At 39.1% G+C, this 24,041-nt stretch carries 26 protein-coding genes; 1 reads left to right on the plus strand and 25 read right to left on the minus strand.

From position 1 onward, the window contains the following. Positions 1-2 precede the first annotated feature (2 nt). Entirely contained in the window at positions 3-356 is a 354-nt protein-coding gene (locus tag QHT84_RS05395; protein ID WP_283238529.1) for a winged helix-turn-helix transcriptional regulator, read from the plus strand. On the opposite strand, the gene QHT84_RS05400 is transcribed toward QHT84_RS05395, so the two are convergent. From QHT84_RS05400 to QHT84_RS05520, 25 genes are all read right to left on the minus strand, one after another. Next, positions 353-1,102 (minus strand): maleate cis-trans isomerase family protein, encoded by a 750-nt coding sequence (locus QHT84_RS05400; RefSeq protein ID WP_283238530.1) that lies wholly within the window; start codon positions 1,100-1,102, stop codon positions 353-355. The genes QHT84_RS05395 and QHT84_RS05400 overlap by 4 nt on opposite strands. A 238-nt stretch (positions 1,103-1,340) precedes the next feature. Continuing rightward, positions 1,341-2,255, minus strand: a complete 915-nt coding sequence (locus QHT84_RS05405) for a fumarylacetoacetate hydrolase family protein (RefSeq protein WP_283238531.1) — start codon at positions 2,253-2,255, stop codon at positions 1,341-1,343. 114 nt (positions 2,256-2,369) lie between these two features. Next, positions 2,370-3,482 carry a cupin domain-containing protein gene (locus QHT84_RS05410; RefSeq protein ID WP_283238532.1) on the minus strand — a complete coding sequence of 371 codons (1,113 nt, stop codon included), beginning with the start codon at positions 3,480-3,482 and terminating at the stop codon, positions 2,370-2,372. Between the two features lies 1 nt (position 3,483). Then, positions 3,484-4,464: a carbon-nitrogen hydrolase family protein gene (locus QHT84_RS05415; RefSeq protein ID WP_283238533.1), complete on the minus strand. Its 981-nt coding sequence runs from the start codon at positions 4,462-4,464 to the stop codon at positions 3,484-3,486. A gap of 31 nt (positions 4,465-4,495) precedes the next feature. Beyond that, on the minus strand, positions 4,496-4,921 hold the full coding sequence (locus tag QHT84_RS05420; protein WP_283238534.1) for an acyl-CoA thioesterase: 426 nt from the start codon (positions 4,919-4,921) through the stop codon (positions 4,496-4,498). Between the two features lie 139 nt (positions 4,922-5,060). Continuing rightward, on the minus strand, positions 5,061-6,641 hold the full coding sequence (locus tag QHT84_RS05425; RefSeq protein ID WP_283238535.1) for an FMN-binding glutamate synthase family protein: 1,581 nt from the start codon (positions 6,639-6,641) through the stop codon (positions 5,061-5,063). Position 6,642: 1 nt separating this feature from the next. Further along, complete coding sequence (locus QHT84_RS05430) at positions 6,643-8,232, minus strand: AMP-binding protein (protein WP_283238536.1); 1,590 nt, start codon at positions 8,230-8,232, stop codon at positions 6,643-6,645. 33 nt (positions 8,233-8,265) lie between these two features. Further along, positions 8,266-10,569: an oxidoreductase gene (locus QHT84_RS05435; RefSeq protein WP_283238537.1), complete on the minus strand. Its 2,304-nt coding sequence runs from the start codon at positions 10,567-10,569 to the stop codon at positions 8,266-8,268. A 44-nt stretch (positions 10,570-10,613) separates the two neighbouring features. After that, a complete protein-coding gene (locus QHT84_RS05440; RefSeq protein ID WP_283238538.1) occupies positions 10,614-11,219 on the minus strand; it encodes a flavin reductase family protein in 606 nt (201 codons plus the stop codon). A 144-nt stretch (positions 11,220-11,363) separates the two neighbouring features. Next, positions 11,364-12,014 carry a DUF2238 domain-containing protein gene (locus tag QHT84_RS05445; RefSeq protein ID WP_283238539.1) on the minus strand — a complete coding sequence of 217 codons (651 nt, stop codon included), beginning with the start codon at positions 12,012-12,014 and terminating at the stop codon, positions 11,364-11,366. A 94-nt stretch (positions 12,015-12,108) separates the two neighbouring features. Further along, positions 12,109-12,870 carry a subclass B1 metallo-beta-lactamase gene (gene bla / locus QHT84_RS05450; RefSeq protein ID WP_283238540.1) on the minus strand — a complete coding sequence of 254 codons (762 nt, stop codon included), beginning with the start codon at positions 12,868-12,870 and terminating at the stop codon, positions 12,109-12,111. Positions 12,871-12,964: 94 nt separating this feature from the next. After that, the gene (locus QHT84_RS05455) at positions 12,965-13,267 is read right to left on the minus strand and encodes a DUF1801 domain-containing protein (protein WP_283238541.1); all 303 of its coding nucleotides are present in this window, start codon (positions 13,265-13,267) and stop codon (positions 12,965-12,967) included. A 332-nt stretch (positions 13,268-13,599) separates the two neighbouring features. After that, positions 13,600-14,238, minus strand: a complete 639-nt coding sequence (locus QHT84_RS05460) for a class I SAM-dependent methyltransferase (protein WP_283238542.1) — start codon at positions 14,236-14,238, stop codon at positions 13,600-13,602. A 160-nt stretch (positions 14,239-14,398) separates the two neighbouring features. Further along, positions 14,399-14,866, minus strand: a complete 468-nt coding sequence (locus QHT84_RS05465) for a hypothetical protein (RefSeq protein ID WP_283238543.1) — start codon at positions 14,864-14,866, stop codon at positions 14,399-14,401. A 422-nt stretch (positions 14,867-15,288) separates the two neighbouring features. Then, complete coding sequence (locus QHT84_RS05470; protein WP_283238544.1) at positions 15,289-16,353, minus strand: ligand-binding sensor domain-containing protein; 1,065 nt, start codon at positions 16,351-16,353, stop codon at positions 15,289-15,291. Positions 16,354-16,503: 150 nt separating this feature from the next. After that, the gene (locus QHT84_RS05475) at positions 16,504-16,992 is read right to left on the minus strand and encodes a hypothetical protein (protein WP_283238545.1); all 489 of its coding nucleotides are present in this window, start codon (positions 16,990-16,992) and stop codon (positions 16,504-16,506) included. Between the two features lie 185 nt (positions 16,993-17,177). Further along, entirely contained in the window at positions 17,178-18,179 is a 1,002-nt protein-coding gene (locus QHT84_RS05480; protein ID WP_283238546.1) for an IS30 family transposase, read from the minus strand. A 213-nt stretch (positions 18,180-18,392) separates the two neighbouring features. Then, the gene (locus QHT84_RS05485; protein WP_283238547.1) at positions 18,393-18,917 is read right to left on the minus strand and encodes a hypothetical protein; all 525 of its coding nucleotides are present in this window, start codon (positions 18,915-18,917) and stop codon (positions 18,393-18,395) included. Between the two features lie 10 nt (positions 18,918-18,927). After that, entirely contained in the window at positions 18,928-19,224 is a 297-nt protein-coding gene (locus tag QHT84_RS05490) for an HNH endonuclease (RefSeq protein WP_283238548.1), read from the minus strand. Positions 19,225-19,410: 186 nt separating this feature from the next. Continuing rightward, positions 19,411-19,794, minus strand: a complete 384-nt coding sequence (locus QHT84_RS05495; protein ID WP_283238549.1) for a hypothetical protein — start codon at positions 19,792-19,794, stop codon at positions 19,411-19,413. A gap of 169 nt (positions 19,795-19,963) precedes the next feature. After that, positions 19,964-20,488, minus strand: a complete 525-nt coding sequence (locus QHT84_RS05500) for a hypothetical protein (protein ID WP_283238550.1) — start codon at positions 20,486-20,488, stop codon at positions 19,964-19,966. A gap of 567 nt (positions 20,489-21,055) precedes the next feature. Then, positions 21,056-21,610, minus strand: a complete 555-nt coding sequence (locus QHT84_RS05505) for a hypothetical protein (protein WP_283238551.1) — start codon at positions 21,608-21,610, stop codon at positions 21,056-21,058. A 172-nt stretch (positions 21,611-21,782) separates the two neighbouring features. After that, the gene (locus QHT84_RS05510; protein WP_283238552.1) at positions 21,783-22,721 is read right to left on the minus strand and encodes a hypothetical protein; all 939 of its coding nucleotides are present in this window, start codon (positions 22,719-22,721) and stop codon (positions 21,783-21,785) included. A 190-nt stretch (positions 22,722-22,911) separates the two neighbouring features. Then, positions 22,912-23,346 carry a hypothetical protein gene (locus QHT84_RS05515; RefSeq protein WP_283238553.1) on the minus strand — a complete coding sequence of 145 codons (435 nt, stop codon included), beginning with the start codon at positions 23,344-23,346 and terminating at the stop codon, positions 22,912-22,914. Positions 23,347-23,523: 177 nt separating this feature from the next. Then, positions 23,524-24,003 carry a hypothetical protein gene (locus QHT84_RS05520; RefSeq protein WP_283238554.1) on the minus strand — a complete coding sequence of 160 codons (480 nt, stop codon included), beginning with the start codon at positions 24,001-24,003 and terminating at the stop codon, positions 23,524-23,526. Positions 24,004-24,041: the final 38 nt, after the last annotated feature.

Here is a 24,041-nt window from a genome sequence, read left to right on the forward strand (position 1 = left end):
GTATGCCCGATTTTGTAAAAGACAATCATTTGTTTCACAACCCGGTAGAATTTGCGATGAGTAAAATTGGCGGGACCTATAAAATGCCGATTCTTTGGCGCTTAAAAGATAAGAAATGGCGTTTTAGCGAATTGCAAAAGAGCCTTTCCCATGCTTCCGACCGCATGTTGTCTAAAGCTTTAAAAGAGCTGGTCGAGGATGGTTTTGTAACCAAAGAAATTTTTCCGGAAGTACCGCCTCGAGTAGAATATACCATTACCGATAGAGGGCAGAAAGCCATACCGGTAATTGAAATGCTTCGTAATTATGGTTTGGATTTACTACAAGAATTTGAAGTAGAACATCCTAAGCGTTAATACTTTCCATTCAGCAACTCACCACCAATAGTCGATTTGGCTTCGATTCCTAATTTTTTCATCATTTCGTACGTGGTACACACGGCCGCCGAAGTCACCGGAATCCCGCATTCGGCCTGAATCAAATCGATGGCTTCCAACGACGGCATTTGTACACAAGCTGAAGCTACTAATACATCGACATCCGTCAAGTCCAATTGTTTGTATATTTCCAATAAGTTGAGCGGATTTTGCGCTGCTACTTCCAGGTTATCCGGAATTTCAAGTGCTATGCTTTCTTTTACTTTAATGCCTTGGTGTTCAATATAATCGACCACTTTATCAGTCAGCGGACGCATATAAGGTGTAATAATGGAAATTTGTTTCGCACCCAATACTTTTAACCCGTTGATTAAGGCGCCGGCCGAAGTTACAATCGGCGTAGGGAAGTCGTTCGCCACCGTTTCCTGATGCAAATTCACTTCCGACACACAATGATAGCCACGTCCCATACTCATAATGGCTACCAAACACGCGTAACCCATCACGTCCACATGCGCATCCGACAATTCCTGGGCACATTTCAAACTCATGGCGTCCATGGCTTCGAGTTCTTCTTGGGTTACTTTCTTCATCCGCATGCGACTGCTGTGAAACGTAAAACGCTCCGGCAATATCGTTTCTCGGGCCCTGAAAATGGCCGGTATTTCGGTTTCCATCGTCACGTTGGAGGATGGAACGATTTGTCCTATTTTAAATTTTTTCATAATCAAAGTTACTGAGCAGCTATGTTACTGAGTTTTTAATTGTTTGTTGGGCGTTACCTCGTCTGAAGGACGAGGTCGGGCTTTACGTTGCAATCTTTTTAGGATTGTATTTCCCTTCCGCTTTGCTTCAGGGCAATCCTAAAAAGGATTTCCACTGCAATCCCTAACGCAGCTATTATTTTTACCTGACAGCCACCGGCTGTCCTCCTCTTAATATCAAATCTAACGCAATCTGTCTTTATTTAGAAATTTCCTTAACGGTATTCACTATTGTCCCTATTCCTTCCACCGTAGCTTCTACCACATCGCCATCATACAACCATTCTTGAGGATCTCGTCCGGCACCGACACCTGCCGGAGTACCGGTGGCTATAATGTCTCCGGGTTCCAAAGTAAATACCGTACTCAAATCTTCAATCAAATCGTTGATGTTGAACAGCATGAATTTCGTATTGGAGTTTTGCTTTTCAATGCCGTTCACTTTCAGCGATAAGTTCAAGTTGTGTGGGTTTTCAATTTCATCTTTGGTCACTAAAATCGGTCCCATGGGCGCAAAGGTATCCTGACCTTTCGATACAATCCATTGGCCTTCTCTGCGACAGTCGCGCGCCGAAATATCGTTAATCACCGTATAGCCGAACACATAATCCAATGCCTCTGCTTTGGGAACGTATTTGCCGTGTTTCCCGATTACGACAGCCAATTCCACTTCCCAATCCAATTGCGAAGTGAGTTTGGTGTTTTTTACAATCTCGGTATTGGTTCCGGTAACCGTTGTCGGCGGTTTGGAGAAAATAATCGGTTTTTGCGGTAATTTTCCGGTTGTGTCTAAAGTTCGGGCACTTTCCGCTACGTGTTCGGTATAATTTAACCCAATCCCAATAATGTTCTTTCTCGGTCTTTGAATCGGAGCCAAAAGTGTCACCTCTTCGAGCGTGTAAGCGATTTCTTTGAAGTAATCTTCGGGAGTATCGGCTACCATTTCGTTTAATTCGGCTATAATTTCAATACCCATGTCAATCAAGTCTAACATGTCGGAAGGCAACGGGAAATTCGAAATCTCCCCAAAATCTTCCATATCGATGACTTGGTTATTATGAAGAAATCCTAATCGAGGTTCGGTGTCCTTGGTGTTGTAGGTCAGTAGTTTCATTTGTTTTAAAGGTGTTAAGGCGCTGAGCCCTAAGGTTCTGAGATTTTAGTTTGTTGTGTGTTCTAGGTTGTAAGTTCTAAGTTAGCATTTATTGTAACATTGCCATTGTCATCATCATTGCACTTTCTGATGTCCGTTGTTTTCGGTATACTCTCTGCCTTGGAATAAGCCTAAGCTTTCAATTACCGGCAAGTCGTTAAAGTTAAACAAACACGCATCTTCGGTATCGGACGCGTTGTGGTGTTCGTGCCACGCCCAACTCGGTACGCAAAAAATATCGCGTTCCTTCCAGTCAAAACGTTGGCCATTGATAATGGTGTAGCCGCTTCCCTTGGCACATTGATACACAAAAGACCCGGTATGTTTGTGCGCTTTTCCATGGAAACCGGCCGGTAGTAATTGCATTGCAGCGCCCATCGTTTGCATCACATGACCGCCGGTAAGCGGATTGGAATACTGCATCAAAATACCATCAAACGGATCCGGATGGTTGACCACTTGCGCGTCTAACAAAGCCGGGTAGACTTTACTCCACGAATATTTAAACAAAGGCGAATACGGTTTGTCCCAAGTCTTGTCAGCCGGAATTAAACCCGCACAACTATAACTCAACGGCAAATGGTTGATGGGTTTTACCAACGGTTGTTTGCCATCGTAAACGGCATAATCATTGGCTTCTAAAGCATTCACCAACGGAATATCCAAACCGTCTTGCCAAATGCAGGTTTGTCCGTCGGGTTCTACACCGTGTTCGTGCCAAGCTGAATTTGGGGTAATCACAAAATCGTTGACTTCCAGCATAATTTTATTGCCATCCACTACTGTGTAGCCTTTGGAACCTTCCATGATAAAACGCAGCGCCGAAGCCCGGTGGCGGTGTGCCGAAGTGCTTTCGCCGGGACGGGTCACTTGGATTCCGGTGTACAACCAACCTACAGCGGCCGAAACGTCTTTGCGTTTGTCGTTAACCAAATACACCACGCGGCGTCCGGCCTGTTCCGGGGTTACCAATTCGGAAGATTTTAACACCAAACTCCGCAAGTCGTCGTATTTCCACAACATGGGAACCGAGTTGGCTCGGGGTTCCCAAGGCTCGATATCGTTAGCCACCGTCCACAAGGCACCGGCGCCAAGCACTTCAAGCTCTTTGTAATAGGCTTCTAATTCCGGTGTATCTTGTACACGGGCACGGCCAATCACGTCGTCTGAATAGTTGTTGGTTTCCATATTATTTTTTATTGAATTCATCGTGGTTCTCTACAAAGGTAATCTTTCTGGTTGGAGCCGTATTCACGCGCAAGTCAAAAATATCAAATCGGTTGTAATGTCCGAGGATATCGTGCATTTGTTTCGGTTGGATGCATTTCTCCAAATCGATATCGGCATAGACGATTCCTTCGTCGTCAATCAGCGGTGTGCCAATCACAGCGCCATTCGGACCTATAAATCCGGAGAAAGCCGAACTTTTGCGCGATAACAATTCGTCTACATTAGGGACATCGGCTCGTAAAGCATCTTTGATTTCGGGTGAAATGGTCGAACAAGAGACAATAGTAAACAATTTGCCTTCGAAGGAATGCGCCGCAGCGCGAATTTTAATCGCTTCGGCCATGTCGTAATCGGGTGGCGCTACCGGCAGGGAAATATAATTGGCAATGTGTACCAATTCGCCCTGCGACAACAACGTAAAACGGGCCAACGTATTCGTATTTTCACCACAAGCCAAGGTTCCGAGTGGTCCGACTTCGGTATCATACACTTTCAACGAAGAACCGTCACCGGAGGTCCAGGTCAATTTTTCGGCCCAGGTTGGCACTAATTTTCGGTGTTTGCCAATAACTTTTCCCTGGTTGTTGATAATCAGGTTGGTGTTGTAAATTTCGCCATAACTGTCACCGCGTTCGTTAATTCCGATGACGATATGTATGTTGTATTCTTTAGCGGCTTGATACAACGGTTGCATACTTTCATCGGCAACGGCTACCGAGTTTTTATACAGTTGCTCGTACCATTTACTGCCTTGTACCGGTGTCATAATCCAGTTCCAATACGGATAACCGGCTACGAACACCTCAGGAAAGGCGATGAGTTTTGCACCGTTTTCGCTTGCTTCTTTGACAAAAGAAATGGCCTTGGCTATCGTTTTTTCTACGTTGAGAAAAACGGGTGCCGTTTGTACGGTGGCGGCTTTGAATTTTTTAAAGTCCATAGTTTGAGTATTAAGACAAAAGTATTAAGTATTAAGACAGTTGGTACTTTGTTATTTTGTTTTTCATCTCTTCCGAAAACGGTTCGGCTTTAATGGCGTCTCTGCCGTTGCTGATGCCTACGTTAACTAAAGTGACTTCGCCTTCCAAAAAGGTATTGCCTTGTGCGTCTTCGAAACGGAAACCGCAAGTTACGGAAGCGCCGCCAAGTTTGATGACCCAAAGTTTTTTGGTTAACCGTTCTCCGATGCGTGCCGCTTTTTTGAATTGGACTTTTAAATCCACGGTTGGAATGCCGTTGGTCTCATGAATTTTAGAGAACGGTCGGTCTAAGGCTTCTTCAAACCAATCTTCGACCAAGTCGTTGAGCATTTCTAAAAAGCGCGGGTAGAAAACAATACCGGCGTAATCGACGTGTTTGAAACGGATTTTTTCTTGTTTGGTAAAGGGTTGGTTCATAGTGTTGTTTTTGGTCACGAATTACACAAATATTGCTACTAATTTTATATTATCATTGTCCATCACTGATGCGCTTAGCCCCGATGGGAGCTAGCTACCCCCGAGTCTTCGGGGTAGCGCGGACAGCGGGAAACAGCTCCTAAAAATGTTCGGCACTGGCGTTTTTCCAAAATCGAAACATCTCGTTAGGGACTTTACTGCCGTCGAGCAGGCAACCGACTTTAAGTTCGGGATAGGTCTCTTCAAATGTCTTGATTTGGGTTCGGTCGACACGCATACTTACGACACTTCGGTCTACTTTATCGGGATGATCAATGCCGGCCGACGCCATGAGTTCCATGGCACTTTTCACTGTTTCGTGTTGGAAGCGCGCCACGCGAATGCTTTTTTCTTCGGGCACTAAACCTTTAGTCAATCTCGGATTTTGCGTAGCGACTCCGGTCGGACACGTATTGGCGTGGCATTCGAGTGCCTGAATACAGCCTAAAGCGAACATCATACCGCGAGCCGAATTGCACAAATCGGCACCAATAGACAGGGTTTTAATGATGTCGAATCCGGTGATGATTTTGCCACTGCAGATGATTTTGATGTCTTTTTTCAAATCGAAGCCTACCAAGCAATCGTACACAAAAGCCAGCGCATCGCGCAACGGCATGCCTACATGGTCTGAGTATTCTTGCGGTGCGGCGCCGGTTCCGCCTTCGCCACCGTCTACCGTAATGAAATCGAAAGTGGTTTTGGTTTGCACCATGGCTTTGCAAATGGCGATGAATTCGGATTTGTTGCCGATGCAGATTTTCATGCCGATGGGTTTTCCGCCCGAACCTTTCCGCAACAGCTTTACAAACTCCATTAATTCTAAAGGTGTTTTGAAGGCCGAATGGGTTGGCGGTGAAATGATGTCGTGTCCTTTTTCGACCAAGCGAATGGCCGCGATTTCGTCGGTCACTTTTTCTTTGGGTAAGATACCGCCGTGTCCCGGTTTAGCGCCTTGAGAGAATTTGATTTCAATCATTTTCACATTATCCAGGGTCGCTCTTTTGACAAATTCTTCATAGGAGAAATTGCCGTTTTTGTCGCGGCAACTGAAATAACCGGTTCCGATGTTCCACACCACATCGCCACCTTGTAAATGGTAAGGCGATAAGCCGCCTTCTCCGGTGTTGTGATAAAAACCGCCTTGTTTGGCGCCGTGGTTTAACGCTAAGATGGCATTTTTACTCAACGAACCGTAGCTCATGGCGCTAATGTTGAATAAGCTGGCCTCATAAGGTTTTTCGCATTGTGAAGAGCCGATTTTTACTCTCGGATTGCTGTTGACTTGCGAAAACGGAATGGCTTTGATGCTGTGATTAATCCATTGGTAACCGATTTCGTATAGGTCTAATTGGGTTCCGAACGGATTGGAGTCGGTTTCTTTTTTGCTGCGTTGGTACACCAAACTGCGTTGTAGGCGGTTAAACGGTTTGCCGTCGGTATCACTTTCAATAAAATATTGTCGGGCGCCGGGACCCAATGCTTCTAACAAGTAACGCATTCTTCCCAGTAGGGGAAAGTTTCTGCGGATGGTTCTTTTGGATTGGAACATATCGTAAAATCCCATGAGGATTAACGGGATAAAAATAAGTCCCAAGAAAGCAAACTTCCAGTTGACATAGGTTAATACACCCATGATAGCCAGTGTCGTAATCGCAAAAACTAAAAATGCTTTTCTCATCTTACTTCAATTTAAACCGTTGAATCTTACCGGTCTCTGTTTTGGGCAGAGATTCGGTAAAATAAATGACTCTCGGATATTTATAGGGTGCAGCTACTTCCTTGAACCAGTGCTGAATATGATTCTTCATATTATCGGTAGCTTTAGCTGCATCTTTCAATACAATGTGCGCACAAACCAGCATTCCTCTTTCCTCATCGGGCAAGCCTACTACGGCGCATTCCAAGATTTCTTCGTGGGTAAGCAACACGCTTTCCACTTCAATAGCCGCAATGTTATAGCCGGACGAAATAATCATATCATCACCACGCGCCACAAACCAAAAGCAGCCGTCTTCATCTTTTCGGAAAATGTCGCCGGTAAAGTTCCAGCCTTTTTGCACGTATTCGCGTTGTTTGTCTTCGCGATTCAAATATTTACAGCCGGTGATGCCACGTACCATGAGTTTGCCGGGTTCGTTTACGGCGACCTCATTTCCTGCCGCATCTACTACTTTGGCTTCGTAACCGGTAATGGCTACGCCCGTGGCGCCGGGTTTCATATTATCTTGATTAGAAGATATAAAGATATGCAACATTTCGGTAGCACCAATCCCGTCGATAATTTTTAGGCCAGTGGCGTCGTACCAATCTTGCCAAACTTTCAGCGGGAGCGTTTCTCCGGCGGATACGCATTTGCGCAAGCTTGAAATATCGAAATCCCTGACTTTGGTGGTAATGATGCGCCAAGCCGTTGGTGCGGTAAAGCAAATGGTAATCTTATAATCCTGAATGGCTTGCAAGAGCATATCGGGAGTTGGCTTTTCGAGCAAGAAAGTTGAGGCGCCGAAATAGAGCGGAAACAATACCAAACCGCCCAAGCCAAACGTAAACCCAAGTGGTGGACTACCGGTAAAAATATCATCAGCTGTTGGTTGTAAAGAATATTTCGGAAAGGCTTCGCAAATATTAACCACATCGCGATGGAAATGGGACGTCATTTTAGGCAAGCCTGTGGTTCCGGAGGTAAAACCGATTAGGGCTATACTGTCGGATTTGGTATGGTAGTTGGAAAACGTTTTGGGTTTGTCTTGCATTAATTCTTCCAAACGCGAATTGCCGTAAAAGCAAACCGATTGCAAGTATTCGGATTTGACCAAATGCATTTCATCGGCCAAGCTATGGTCACAGATGGCGTGTGAGATTTCGGCACAGTTGATTATAGTAGTTAGCTCTTTCGCTCTCAGTAATGGCATCGTAGCCACAACAATACCGCCGGCTTTTAAAACGGCAAACCAAACCGCTACCATCATTGGGTTATTGGCGGAACGAATCAGTACACGGTTCCCCGATTTTAGCCCTAAATCCTCCACTAAAACGTGGGCAATTTGATTGGACTTTTCATATAATTCCTGATACGTCCAGGTGTATTCAAAGGTGCGAAGACAAGGTGCGTTACCGTGACCATTGCGAATGTGTTTGTCCAATAATTGGTCAACACAATTTAGCATTTCCGGTTGCCGGAATTGCGGCAAGTCCAAGAAAACATAGTCCGGTTGTAAGTCGGGACTAGGTAAATTATCGTGGGCGAAATTGTCTGCGTAGTGTTTCATTTTGAAAGTAGCTGAGTTGCTGAGTAACTGAGTTTATTCTTTTTTATTGCTTTTGGGTTTTAGGGCCTTCTTCATGCTTTCGGTTTGCTTTCTTTCGGCGGCTTTCAGCGAATACAAATGCGAACTTCCGGCTTTGTAGGGGTTAGGCAGGTCTGCAGCCTGAAATTGTTCGTATGCCTGGGCATTGCGAACAAAATAAGCATCGGCTAACAACGGTCGGCCCAACGCTACCAAATCGGCTCTGCCGTTGAGTAGTATGGTGTTGATTTGATCAATATCTTGAATATAGCCGGTTGTAATCGTTGGAATGTGAACGGTGTTTCGGACCGCGTCTGAGAACGGTGTTTGCCACATACGCCCGATTTGTGGTTTTTGATACGCTACAGTATTTCCGGTAGAAACGTTGATGATATCGGCACCGGCGTTTTTAAATGCAGTTGCAACGGTGATTACTTCTTCTTCTGAAATCCCGTTTTCTGCCCAATCGGAAGCAGAAATCCGAACCGACATGGGTTTGTGTGCCGGAAACACTTTTCGCATTTCGGTAAAAACACGTAACGGAAATTTCAAACGGTTTTCGATACTACCGCCAAACTCGTCGGTTCGGATGTTGGTTAACGGCGATAGGAACGAAGCCAACAAGAATCCGTGATGTGCTTGCAGTTCGATGAGATCAAAACCGGCTTTATCGGCATTGTGAGTAGCTTGCACAAATTGAGCGGTCACCGCATTCATATCCTCCAAAGTCATTTCTTTGGGAATCGGCATCAGATCAGTAAAAGCGATAGGCGAGGCCGACAGTAAATCCCAAGGTAAATCGATAGGTTCGTTGGTGCCTTCCCAAGGTTTTTTTACGGCGCCTTTCCGTCCGGAATGGCCTAGTTGTATTCCGATTTTGGTTTGGGTATTTTGATGAATGAAATCGGTTATTTTTTTCCAGTCAACTAGTTGTTCCTGAGTGTAAATTCCGGCACAACCTAAAGTAATGCGTCCGGTTTCGGAGACTGCTGTCATTTCAGTCATGATGAGTCCGACACCACCGGTAGCCCTACTGCCGTAGTGCACCAAATGCCAATCGGAAACTTTACCGTCGGTGGCCGAGTATTGCCCCATGGCCGACATGGCGATGCGGTTTTGGAGGGTTATATCGCGTAATTGGAATGGTGTAAACGCAGCCGGTCCCTCGACTGCGCTCGGGATGACAGCGTTCTGATGAAATTCTGTCAATACTTTATCTGTAAACGATTTATCGCGTAATCTTAAATTTTCAAAAGTAACTTTTTTAGAACGCGTCATACAGCCGAAGGCAAATTGATAAAACGGATGTTGCATGTGCCTATCCATGTGTTCAAACCAATCGAGCGAAACCAGGGCCGCGTGTTGTATCATTTCTACCGTATTGCGTCGGGTTTTGTCGTATTGCTCGAAAGCGGCTTGTATGTTAGTCGGATGGGCAATGACTGCATCGGATAATCCAATGGCACAATCCATTGCCAGTTTGGTTCCCGATCCGATAGAGTAGTGTGCAGTGGCTTTGGCATCGCCCAAGAGAACAATATTATTGTGGTACCATTTTTCGTTGGTGACATGCGGGAATTGACGCCAATGCGATTTATTGGTAATGAGCGGATGTCCGTCGAGTTCGTCTTTAAAAATTTCGGAAAGTTTAGCAATCGTATCGGCCTCGTTAGTGACTTCAAAACCGTGTTTTTGCCACGTCTCGTTGCTACACTCAAAAATCCAGGTACTCATACCGGCTTCGTATTGGTACGTATGGGCTACAATGGTGCCGTGTGGCGTACTTCGGAAAAAATAGGTAAAGGCATCGAGTGGTTTGGTCGATCCTAACCATACAAAACGATTTTTCTTTAGCGTGATTTTGGTGCCGAATGCTGATTCATATTGTGTTCTGATACCACTGGCAATTCCATCGGAAGCGAGGATAATATCGGCGTCACGATATTGATGAATATCGTCTACATTTTGTTCGAAATGCAAGGTAACACCTTCTTCCCGGCAACGTTGGTGTAAGAGTTTAAGCAATGTTTTTCGGGAGCAACCGCAAAAACCGTTACCCGCTATGCTGACTTCTTGTCCGTTGCGGGCTACGATGATATCGTCCCAATAGGCAAATTGACTTCGGATAAGTTCATAAGATTGCATATCGCGTTTGAGAAATTCCCCTAAAGTTTCATCGGAGAATACCACCCCAAAACCAAAACTATCGTCGGGTTTGTTGCGTTCGTACACATCAATTTGGCAATGCGGCATCGCTTTTTTGGTTAGGATGGAGAAGTAGAGTCCGCCCGGACCGCCGCCTATAACTGCTATTTTCATTTTTATATTAGGTTCTGAGAGGCTAAGGTTTTAAGGTACTGAGATTAGTTACGTTTGATGGCAAATAATTCTCCCAATTTAGAATAGTTGGCACCGGCCAACCGAGCCACCGGCTTATAGGTTTCTAAATTAATTTTGTAATTATCCAGCAATATAGTATCGTCGAAATGCATCATGACGATGCGTCCAATAATGATACAAGAGCCGCCATTTTTGTGATCCTCTAAAAAGTAGTGGTGTACCAGTTCGCATTCAAATTGCACCGGACTTTCTTTAACCCGCATGGGTTTTACTTTTACCGATGGAATAGGCGTAACACCGGCCAATTCAAACTCGTCTACTTCGGAAGCAACGCCTTGTGCGGTGGCATTCATTTGTTCCACCGTGCTTTCGGTAACCATATTAACTACAAACTGTTTGGTAGCTAAAACATTATTTAAAGTGTCTTTGTTGGTATTATTGGCTCTGTTGACAGAAAACATTAGATGTGGCGGGTCGTCGCCGACGGCATTGAAATACGAAAAAGGGGCTAGGTTGTTGATGCCGTCTTCGCTTACAGTAGCAATCCAGCCAATGGGACGCGGTATGATGCTCCCGGTCATTAATTTGTATACCGCTGATGATTCAAGCAGGTTAGGGTCAAATAGCATAGTGTTGTTTGTTTACCACAAATTAAAGCTATTTTTTTGGCTGATGTAAATTTTGGGGCTTAAAATTTAAGAATTATGCATGATGAACGGGATACGAAATAGACAAAATAGGATTTTTAATCACAACAATTCAAGCGCAACGATTTACTTATTGTCATGTAAATTAAAAATGCGCTTCAGCAGTGATACCATGGTTGTAGCTAAAATAGCACCGAGAAACGCGAGAAAAATATCTTTTTGTGCATCCCAAATATCACCTTGTGTACCCAAATAGGCATCGCCTTGTGCTCTGAAGAAGATATCGGCGACCGCCCATTCTATTAATTCGTAAAAAGCACTTATTGACAGTGTAATTTCGATAGGTAAGACCCACGCTACTTTGGCCGGGTATTGTACCCATTTGAGAAATAATTCCCGCATGGGATATGCCAGCAGGAATCCGAAACTGAAATGTACGATGCGGTCGTAATGATTGCGTTCCCAGCCCATATAATCTTTGAGCCAGTAGCCAAAGGGGTTTTCGGCATAGGTGTATTTGGAGCCGTATACATGCAGGCATAAATAAACGGTAATCAACAAATACGACAAATCGCTGAATTGGTATTTTCGATAACTCACCAGCAAAAACAAAAAGAAGAGGACGGTTAAGGTGTTTTCCAGCATCCAATTGTTGTAATCGTTGGTTCCGACAAAGGTGCTAATCCAGATAACGCTGAAAACTATCAAGAAAAGCCATACCCAAATGTTTTTTTGAAAAGGAACCCGATTGGGAGAGATTGCTACGGTAAAAGTCATACGATTTTTTGTTGGTTTGATGAGTTATATGCTTTTGTATGAATAAAGATAATTTATAGTTGTGAATTGTAAACTAAATGTCGGGAAGTTTTTATTAATGAGTTGTTTTAAACAGCGTTATGGTGTAATCTAATAGTGTGCTGTTTCCCCATTTTCCATGACCGGGTATTATCATTTTAACGTCAGGATAGGCTCGCTTAATTTTCTGAACCGTTGATGACCATTCGGTTAAATTGGCGTCACCGGTGTAGCCTTTTCCGGCCCCTAATTCTTTTATTAAACAACCGCCGAACATGATATTTTCGGATGGAAGATAAGCAATCACGTTATCTTTGGTATGACCTTCACCGAAAAATTTCACTTCTATTTTTTGAGTTCCTGCATTTACAATGAGTGAATCCGTAAAGCTGCTTTGTGGTACGGTAAGGTTATTTTGTTTAGCCAAGGCGATAGTTTTGTAGTTTCCGTAAGACGGAATACTCTTTTTAGTGAAGGCCTCCAAACCACCCAGACAATCGTCATGAAAGTGAGTTGGAATAACGGCTTTGATTGTGCAGTCTCGTTTTTGAGTCACCCAGTTGATTAACTCTTCCGCGTTTTTATTGTTTGTCGGGGTATCTAAAATAACCGCTTCATTATCGGCTATTACAATCTGGCCGTTGCAAGGAACATAGCCAAAATCATCGGTTTGTTTGAATGAGGTGTGAATGTAAGTGTACGGACTGATTTGCGTAATCACTAAGCTTTCGGTTTGGTATACTTTTTTTGACTTAAAAGCAATAGGCTTTGGATTCGAACACTGTAGGTTGAGTGCTAAGAAGATTAAGATGATGATTGTTTTTTGAGCGGTTTGCATTTGAGCCTTTTTTTTATGAAGATGATGTGTTGAATAACCGATTTCAGCACCTCATTCCTGTTACCAGCAGTGTTTGTGTCTTTTATTGTCCTTATTAGTTTTTTACTCTACAAGAGCATTCGTGATTTTCGCTGATATATTTTATTGATTCAATACAAATTTCTCTTAATATATCAGTGTTGATATCCGCTAATTTTTTCACATAAATACAGGCTTTACTCATTTTAAATTTTCCAAGGTCAGTCAATAGTGCTTTGCTTTTCTCTGTGTCAGAGTAAACATAAAGTGTCAAAGCTGCTTTTCGTGGCGAAAATGCAAGAACTGGTGCATCGCCTTCGTGTCCACTTGCATATTTGTAATGATAGTTACCAAACCCGATTATACTTGGCCCCCACATTTTAGGTTCGGAGTCTGACCATTTTTTTAATAAGTCAATTAGTTGGTAACTATCGGTTTTTTTTGTTCGTTGTCAACATATGAATTTATAAAATCTGTTATGTTCTGACCGGTATAGGTAGTTTTAGTTTTTGCCATTCAATTACAAGTTTATTTTTTTTCTCTTTGCAACTCTTTATCAGTTGTGATTGTACCGTTTGTAATCTAAGATTGCCGGTAACGTTTTGCGACGATCAGTCTGTAACGAAGCCAGCGAGCTACTTATCTTCTGTTAAAGATAAACGTTTTTTGAGAACACATAAAATAAAAACCAGCCCTTGTTGGGGATGGTTGTTATAGAGTGTTTTTCTTTTTTGCAGTCAATATTGTATGCATGTCAAATTCAGTTTCAGAAATTTTATACTTTACTTTAAATATTTTTAATTCTTCAAATCTAAATTCATTCAGTAGTGCTTTTATGTCTTCTAGCTTAAAGTAATTAAAATAAACTCGTCCGCCACTACCAACTTTAAATTCGGATTTGTCCGGTTCTCCTTCAACAAAACTTAAATATATCAGGCCATTGTCGTTTAATAAGTCGTGTGCGTTAGCGATAAGTTCTTTACTCTCTGTCTGTGACAAATACGGCAAACAAAATCCGCCAATTATTCCGTCAAACTTTGTGTCAAGATTTTTAATTTGTCTGCAATCCATAACCTCAAAATGTGCAGTCGGATTGTTCTGTCTTGCGAGCTCTACCATATTCTTTGCTATATCTATTCCGAAAATATCAAAGTCAGGTCTTTTGGATAATACATATTTAGTGATGTTACCCGGTCCGCAACCGATTTCCAAAATTTTTGCTTTGGGTTTGTCTATGAAATTACAAATAAAATCGTAAGTGTCATTATACAAGTCAAACGCCATGAACTTGTCTTGGTAAATTGAAGCAATTTTGTTCCAAGTTTCGAATGTTTCTTTATATTTATCCATTGTTGGTAAGTTGGCTTTTTAATGCCCTATAATGTGCCTTGGCTTGCAGTCAGCGGTGAAGCCAACGAGCTTCTTATTAGCTGTTAAAGATAAACGTTTTTTCGTGAATAGGTAAAAAGATAAACCAGGAATAGCGCGAAACCGCTGGCATGCGTTCGGTTTATTTTTTGAAGTCAGTTTTGCCGTCAACTTCTTCCATAGATAAAATCTTATTGCAAAAGTATAATTCCGAATCTTTCAATTCTACATCTAATTTTAGTTTAATTTTCTTATTTCTCCGCTTAAGATCTTCATACTTATATTTTTCAAGTTTTTTGTAATCTGTTTGACTTAAGTACACTTTTATTACCGAATCTTTTACTTTTAAATTAATCCATGGCGATTTCAATAAATTATTTTTTTTTAGCTTATTGATAAAAGCAATTACTTTTAAATCTTCCTCAGACGCGTTTTTATTCAAACGTATACTGTCCATTTTCATTTCAATGGTCTTTATTGAACTATCATCAGCGCCATAAAAACTTCCAAATTCAACGAACTTGAAGAATAAATCTCCTTCAAAAGTTTCATTTTTAGAATTACAAGCTATGATGAAAAAGGATAGAATTAGAAACTTCAGTTTATTCATATTTTAATTCTTTAAAGTTTTCGATGTTTAGGGTTTGCTCAGAGGAACTGATGTATAACGTTCTAAGGCTTGTAGTTGTAGCGCGTATTAATTTTTAGTTATAAAGATAGCAAAAAGTTCAACTTTTGATTTTCCGGCCATGGAAAATTGACGCAATTTATTAAAGCGTCGCACCCCAAATCTTTAGCTTTTTGAGCAAATGAATTGCAAAAGATGAGCAAACAAATGAAAACGATATGCTTCATGGTTTTTTGTTTAGGATAATGTTCATACACTTGCCGGTAACGGTTTCGTGCTTGGTGAATGTGGCGGATTTTTAGCACAAAAGTTCAATAGAATTACTGCCGTTGAACCCTGCATAAATGTTTCATAGAAGCACTTTAGCCGCCATATTGCCAAACCGATGTTGTGCGTTCGTATTTCTAAAATTGCTTTTCAAAAGCCTTTCCGTTAAACTTAAATACAGTTCCATCTGCCATACCAAAAAGCAAATTGTTTTTGTTGTCTTTATAAATGGTCCAAATCATTGGTTTAGATGGGTTGTCGCTAACGGAATAGTTTGTTAACGTTTTACCGTCATATTTCCATGCTCCTGTATATACATCTCCAAACCAAATATGGCCTTCTGAATCTTCTTCAATAGCAAAAGAGTGTTTCAATGTGCCGGGTTCTGATTTAGGATCTCCTCTTCTTGTGCTTGTTGGGTGAATTAAATGATGCTTTTCAGAAAAATTAATGATGGAATTCCCGTCCATTAGCAAAACGCCAATTCCATTATTTCCTATCCAAATTCGTCCTTTTGAATCGGCTAACACACTTCTTATATGCAATTGCTCATTATCCTTTAGGTTTAATTTTTCAGCATCAAAGCGGGTTACCATTTTGTCATCATAACGGAATAGTGCAGCATAAGTGGCAATCCAAACGTTTCCGTCTTTATCTTTTGAGATACCCGTAACACCATAAGATGTATAAGGATTTTTATTTTTGGGTTTTGGGAAAGTCAAATAGTTCATATGTATTCCGTCAAAACGATTAATGCCGTCTTCTTCCCAAGCATAAAACCATAAATCTCCTTTGGTTTTATGCCAATCCAATAGTGGATTGTTATTTTTAGACGGATAATTCGTAAACTTCCTGTCGTGATATACACTTATTCCGTTGGCTGTTCCAAACCAAATTCTTCCATACTCGTCTTCTTGGATGGAACGGATTTGATTGTCGGATAAACCGTCATTTGTTGTAAAGTATTCAAATGATTTTCCATCATAAAAACTGACCCCTTCCTTATGACTTCCAATCCAATAATTGCCTTTGCTGTCCTGAAAGACAGCACGTATTGCAGAAGTAAATTTTAAGGTGTCGGTTTTTGAAGTCGTTACTAATTCTTGGTTGTTAGTTTCTTTTTCTGTTGATTTCTTTTCAACACAAGAAAAGGTTAGTGTCAAAATCAGTAGTATATAAATCATTTTTAATTTCTTGTTCATAACGGGTTTCTCCAAGATGACACACAACGTGCCGCGGCCTGTAGCAGTAGCGCATATTAGTTGATTTAATTGTAAAGATAATAAAAAGTTCGTCCGGCTAGGAAAATCGAGTGCAGCCATTGCTGCAAACCGCTATTGTGTGCAGTTAATTTAATTGATTTTCTCGAGTAATCTGTAATAAACCACTTTTCCATTTCCATCATCCAGAGTCATCATTAGTCTTCCTTTTTTCATGTATTCATTTATATCTTTAGCGAACATGTTTACTCCCCAAATTTCTCGATAATCTTCAATTTTCTTATTGGTGATTAACATAATCCCACCTCTATATTTATAGTCAGGATTCCCTTCTTTTGGTAATGCACTAAATATTTCATCTAATTCTTTTGGAGTAAAATTTGCATCGCTATCCATCATCATTGAATACACTTTTCCATTTTCGTAAAAAGCAAACCATTGATACTTCTGAGGCCAAGGATTTACTTGGCTTTTTCTTTCGGCAGCAGGATAATCAACTTTTTTCCAATATCCAATTAATTCTGAAATAGTTGGAGGACCGCCATTTTCATTGCTTTTAAGCTGTGCGAAAGAAGAATAAGAAAAGGTTACGAAAAGAATCAGAATAAATTTAATTTTCATAGAAATTTTATTTTTTTAAGTTTTTTACTGGTAGACATCTGATGGCGGTTTCAAGTTTCTAGCGCAATTTTTGGGTTTTTAAATTTACCGTTTTATTTCCCTCATTTTTGCACCAAATTTTGAATGATTTGGTTTCAAAATTCGAGAATAAAACTACGTTATTTTTTTGAATACGGGTCACTGCTTTAAATAAAATTTTGGGTCATATAAAGTCTGGAAATGGTGTTTAAAGGCGATTCATATTCTAGTGTCTTTCTAGGTCTTTCGTTGAGCTGATTTTGTACTTCCAGAATGTCTTTTTTGGAGAGTAAATTAAAGTCAGTTCCTTTTGGGAAATAGTCTCTGATAAGTCCGTTTGTGTTTTCATTTGTTGGTCTTTCCCAAGGCGAATACGGATGGGCAAAATAGACTTTTACTTTGGAGTTTTTGGTGAATAATTTGTGTTGCGCCATTTCAGTTCCGTTGTCGTAAGTTAGCGATAATTTTAAGTGTTTTGGAATGTTAGAAAATGCTTTTTCAAAAGCTTTTCTAACCGATGTTGCATCTTTCTTTTTAAGTGGCACCATTATTAAAAATCGGGAAGTTCTTTCAACGAGCGTTCCGATAGCTGATTCTCTGTTTTTCCCCAGTATTAAGTCGCCTTCCCAGTGTCCGGGCACTTCTCTTGTTAGTACATTTTCTGGTCTTTCATCAATGCGAATAGGATCTTTAATTGTTGTTCTTTTATCGGTTCCACGACGTACATTTCCTCTGTAATTTCTCTTTTGTCTGAGTTGTGAAATGAGTAGTTTTTCGACCTCTTTTTTAGGTTGAACATAGATGTGAAAATAGATGCTTTCGTGTGATATTTGCATTGAAGAATCGAAAGGGTAAAACTGTTTTAGAGCGTCGGAAATTTGTTGTGGTGACCAATGTAATTTGAGATGTGAATATACAAAATTTTTGAGTTTTGGATTGTTGTCAATTTTGGTTTTTCCGAGTCTTTTATCCAATGATTTATACACGGAATCAGTTAATGCTTTTATAGCATTATAAGGTTGTTTTTTAAGTCTGTTTCTTTCTCTGGAAACAGTACTAGGATGAACCGAAAGAGTAGAGGCGATTTGGATATTGTTTTTACCAAGAGCAACGAGTTTTTCAATCTCAAATCTGTCGTATTGATTTAGTCTTTTGTAAGCTGTTTTCATAACACAATTTTAAGTCATTTTTTGTCTTAAAAATTGCGTTAGATTCTTGAGTCTGCGCTAAGCTTGCCGGTAACGTTCCGCGGCTTCGCGTCAGTAGCGGCAAGTTAAGAAAAAATAGTATGCGGAAGACAAGGTTTCAGGAATCCGTTAGGATTCCGGCGCAATGCTAACGAGCTATTGCGCGAAACCGCTGTTACCGGCTGGCTTTACTTTTCAATTTCCGTTATTCTGATTCTCGTACATTATTTTTTGACCATACGATTCAATTGATCCATTTCCACGTTGAAAACACTCTGAAAGCAAATCAATATCATTGGTTAATTTTATGGCTTCTACAAAAAGTTCTGTCTCTTGTTCTGACCAAGGTTCATAGGCTCGCGGATAATTTTTTCTAGCGTTTATTATATATTCGGAAAGATTTTCGGATTTGGTAATCCCGAAATCGTTTATCCTTTTTTTGAGTCTATTTATTAATTCGGGTGACATTTTATTGAACTTTTCTTTTTTGAAATAGTCAATTTCTCTGTATGCTGTGTTTTCTGGTTTTTTTTCTTTTGGTTGTTTCTTTTCAGAAACATTTCCAGCATTAGAAATTTTTAATTCATCTATTGCAATTTGGAGCGCTCTAATAACGTCTCGCTCATTTAAGACACTATATCCGCCGATTATTTCTCCAGTTTTTGGAGATCGTCCAGACACTAACGCTTCCAATATTTCTATTGTTCTTGTTTTATCCATAATATTAAAATTATCTGTGCTTTTCTTGATGACAAGAATTACAAATTGACACTAACCATTCAATTGGCTCTTTCCCAATATTATATTTTGCATATCTTTTGTGATGAACTTGAGTGGCTTTTGAGCCGCAATATACACAACGCCAATTATCTCTTTTCATTACTACATATCGTTTACGCTGCCATGCTTCGGATTTTAAATAAACATTTCTGTAATAATCACGACGGTCTTTTCTGGCTGTTTCAAAAGTCCAATTTTTAAATGCCCATCCGCCTAGAATTACAAATAATAAAATTACAATCTCCATAATCAATATTATTAAGCATTGTAGATTTCGTTTGCAGATTTGGGGCAAGCTTGCCGGTAACGTTCCGCGGCTTGCAGTCAGTGGCGACAATTAGCGGATTAGTTGTAAAGATAGCAAAAAGTTCGACTTTCGATTTTCCGGCTACGGAAAATCGAGTGCAGCCATTGCTGCAAACCGCTGTTAGCGCTAGGTGGCTTTTTGAGTTTCCTTTTCAATATTACTTTTAAAAAATCCGGAAACACTTTCCGCTTTACTGCTTTTAATTCCGGTTTGTTTCATCAATTCGGCTAACTTTATAAAGTTCTTTTCGAATTCTCTTTCAACTTCTCTTGGTTTCAGTCCGCCAACTTCCCAAGCTGCTCCTGAGCCACCCCAAATATCACTGGTCAATAAATACTTTACAAAGTTCTTTTCGTCGTCACTGTATAAATATTGTAATGGTTTTCTAATTGCATTTGCTTGATATGAGAATCCATTGTCTCTTAACAATTCCAAAATCCGAGTCAAAGTTTCAATTAACTCTTCTTTATTTACAATCTTTATTTGTTTTTGTTTAAAAATTCCGAACATGATTTAATGCAGATTTTTGTCCACTTAGCGCTAACGTTTCGCGGCTTCGCGTCTGTTGCGATTCCAGCGAACTGCGTACTTTCAGCTAAGATAAAATATTTTCGTGAAGAAAGAAGTTCAATCCAAGAAAAACTAGCAATAGCGCGAAACCGCTGTTATGCGACGCAAATTATTCTTTATGCTCTTTGTCAAAAATATTTTTTGAATGAATGTCATATTTGGCAAATTCTTCTGCTACTTTTTTCACTAACTCAAAGTCAAAATCTTCTAATTTTTTTTCAGCCCATTTAGGATTCAACCAGCTTAATGCATTAATAAAATATTGTACAGCTACATAAAATCCAACTAATTCAAAAACTAGTTTATCGAAAATCAGATATAATGCATGTCCAAAAATCAATGAAATAATACCTGGAAGTATGTTTCTAATTGCTTTGTGAAATGAATAAGAATAACCAAACATAAAATCATACATTCCATTTCTACTTATGTGATATTTATGAACAATATGTTTGGCGATTTGTTCTTCTTGATTAGCAGTTCTACTAACCCAAAAATATTTGACAATAGAAATGAACTTTCTGCCTAACCAAATAAGAAACGACGCAACAAATGAAACTACTAATCCTTGCCAAAACCAACCGGCTGAATCTAACATTCTAACAAAATCGTCTATTGAATTATAATTTCCCATTGTATTTATATTAGTCTAATTAAGCAGGGTTCATTTGTGTTGCATAACGTTCCGCGGCTTGCAGTCAGTGGCGACAATTAGCGGAATTGTTGTAAAGATAGCAAAAAGTTCGACTTTCGATTTTCCGGCTACGGAAAATCGAGTGCAGCCATTGCTGCAAACCGCTGTTAGCGGCTGGCCATGTATATTAACTACAATTTTACTTAAAAACAGTAATTATTCTTTGTAAAACTTCAAATACCAAACATAAAACCCTAAACTAAGAATTATATAAATAATCTTTACATAAGTGTTTTGAGTAAATTCATTATCAAAGAAAGACAAAATAAAAGTAACAATGAGTTGTATTAATAGTATCGTTCTTAATATCTTCCTATTCTTTGAAATTTGAGTTTTCATATGATTAAGTTAAATGTGAGTTTGGCTTGCCGCTAACGTACCGCGGCTTGCAGTCAGTGGCGACAATTGGCGGATTAGTTGTAAAGATAGCAAAAAGTTCGACTTTCGATTTTCCGGCTACGGAAAATCGAATGCAGCCATTGCTGCAAACCGCTGTTATGACACGTTTTAATATGGATTGTTTCTATCAACATAGTCTAAAGTCCATCCGCCCATACAGTCATTTTGGCCTGTTAATATTCCCAAGTTAAACAAAGCATGCGCATACATTTGATGAGCTTTAGGATTTCCAGTTGGATTAACTTTCTTTTTCTGTTTAATTTCTTTTACCACTTTTTTGAAATCAACTTTACGATTAAACTCTTCAAATTCTTCAATTGAATATTCTTCAAAAGTTAGCCGATTGATAGCTGCTGTGTCTTTGAATTCAAAATATCTGTCTTTTTTACTAACTACAATACTGTCAATTTTGTCTGAGTTTTCAGGAAATTGTAAATTATTTTCATCACATATTGCATAAATGAGTTGATCACTTTCTACACAAATTTCACGAACAATACCAGAATTAAGATTTTTGTATTTAATTACTAAATTAAATGAATATGTACTGCCTGCATTTCTGGCCGCCGTTAAATAATTAAGATATTTATCATTTTCTAAATCTTGTCTTGAGTTAAAACTCAAGAGCGTCAATAAAAAAAATGTGATGGTTAATACTTTCATGTGTAAATGTGTCATAACGTTTCGCGGCTTTGCGTCTGTTGCGAATCCAGCGAACTGCTTATTTTCTGATAAAGATAAAGTTTTTTCGTGAAGAAAAAACCTCAAGGTAACTAAGCAACCCAGCAATAGCGCGAAACCGCTGTTAGCAGCTGGCGTTTCCTATTAATAATAATTAAATTTCGGCACCAAATATTTTTCTGTAACGCCAAATTATTCTTCCTACAGGTGTTAAATCTTCATGGCTTCCTCTTTCAAACGCAACTTCTTTTTCAATCATTTCAGTTAATACTTGACCGCCAATACTTCCGCCGTGTTCAAAAAAGTTTCCTAATGATAAAAATCTTTCCCATTTCTTTTCCGCTTTTAATTCGTTCACTTTATTCACAATTTCTGGTGGGAATTTTTCAATAGATGTATAAAATGGTCTATTTTCTTCATCGAAAAATAGATTTTGATACTTTTCTAACGCTTCTAATTTGAAATCATAATTTTTTTGAAGTTGTTCTAATGAACTATTTAACTGTGTAATTTTATTAGACTTTTCGTCATTTTCCTTTTGTGCCTTTTCTAGTTTCTGCTTAGTTATGTCAAGTTCCCTTACTGTTATACTAATTGTTTCACTTTGATTCAGAAGATCTTGATCTTTTTGCTTTATTTGTTCAGTTTGTTCATCAATAGTTCTTGAAAAGGTTCTTACGTTTTTACGTTGTTCCTCATATTGGTCAAAATATTGTTCACGTTCTTTAACAACATCATCATACTCACTTTTTCTAACCACATTTTTACTTACTATTTTTTTAGTTATTAATGGCATTAGTGAAAACTCAATCCAAAGAACTAAACTTCGAGTTGCAACAATTACCAAGTAACCTAAAAACATAAAAAAAATTGCTTGGCAGATATCCCAAATAAAAGAACTGAAAGTTAAGTTTATTAAAATATATTTTTTGATAAATGTTAATTTGTCAACTAGAGTAAAATCTTCATCAAAGTTCAAAATGGCATACCATAACTGCCAATGATGAATGACTAAAACGAGTATTAAAGTTCCAAAAAATGGATTTGTGAGCTTATCTTTTATATTACTGAAAAATGAGTTTATTGCATCCATTGGTTACACTTTGTTTGGTGGTTGTTTTAAGCAGATTTTTTTGCGCTTGCTGCTAACGTGCCGCGGCTTGGACGCAGTGGCGCGTATTTATTGATTAGTTGTAAATATAGTAAAAAAGTGAACTTAGTAGTTTCCGGCTAAAGAAAAATAAAGTAGCCATTGCGCCAAACCGCTGTTAGCAGTAGTTTTTTTATTCTGCTTCAAATTCAAAAACATTTTTAAGCAAGATTTCATAAACTTCTTTCAAACTTTTTGCATTTTCAATATGTTCATTTAGTATTTTTTCATCAACAAATTGTGTATAAAAATCGTTATCATTTTCGATTAATTTCTTTATAAAACTTTTAAGTTCAACAAGTTTGTATTTCTCCAAAAGCTTCCATTCGGGCGTGACGTTTATTTTAGGATTATAAACTGTATTCGCCAATAACCTTGTGAAAAAATTATCCTTAACCTTTTCAGAAATTAATTTCAATTCCCAAATATTTCCTTCATTGTCATAAGCTTTTGAATTTGAATTTCCATTAAGGACTCCGAGTAAACTTGCTTGATACAAATTTTCTTCAGCTGGAATTAAATCTAGCGCGTCATTATATATTATTATAATTGGAAAATTTGGTTTCATTCTTTCTGCGATTTTTCTGAAAAATTACTGCTAACGTTTCGCGGCTAGTTGCATTTGCGAAGCCAACGAACTGCGTACTGTCTGCTAAGATAATAGTTTTGCGTGAAAATAGAAGTACAACTCAAGAAAAACCAGCAAGTGCTACTAACCGCTGTTGTAGGCAGTGTTGATATAAAGTTACTTTTTTATTTCAAAAATTTCAATAAAGTTTTTTTCTAATTTTTTTCTTTTCCAAGTGATGCTTAAATATCCATAAATTACCATAAACATTAAAAAGAGATTCACAATAATTGGAACTTCGGAATCAGGTTTGTTTTTCCCAGATAGTAATAAGTAATTAAAAACTATAAAACCCAAAATCGGTACAAATATCCACCAATAAATTTGATATTTATATCTTGGAGCAATATCATATTTAATCTTAAGTTTTCCATTTTCAGTTTTATAACTTCCTCTGAGAATGAAATAGGTTGGAGAAGTTCTAAAATTTGAAGTTAAGCTAAAGCTATGATCATCAAAAAGGCCATAAAAAATTTTCGAAGAATCTCCAAACATTAAAAACATCGCAAATGGACTCAATTTCAATTTTGGATGCCCAATCTTGGTGTTATTCTTTAACCGATTTCTAAATTCAGCGAGATTAATGTTTGATTGCATTTTGTTCTATTTAGCAGTTTTTGGAACATTGCCTACAA

The sequence above is a fragment of the Flavobacterium sedimenticola genome (assembly GCF_030053345.1).
Lineage (GTDB): Bacteria > Bacteroidota > Bacteroidia > Flavobacteriales > Flavobacteriaceae > Flavobacterium > Flavobacterium sedimenticola.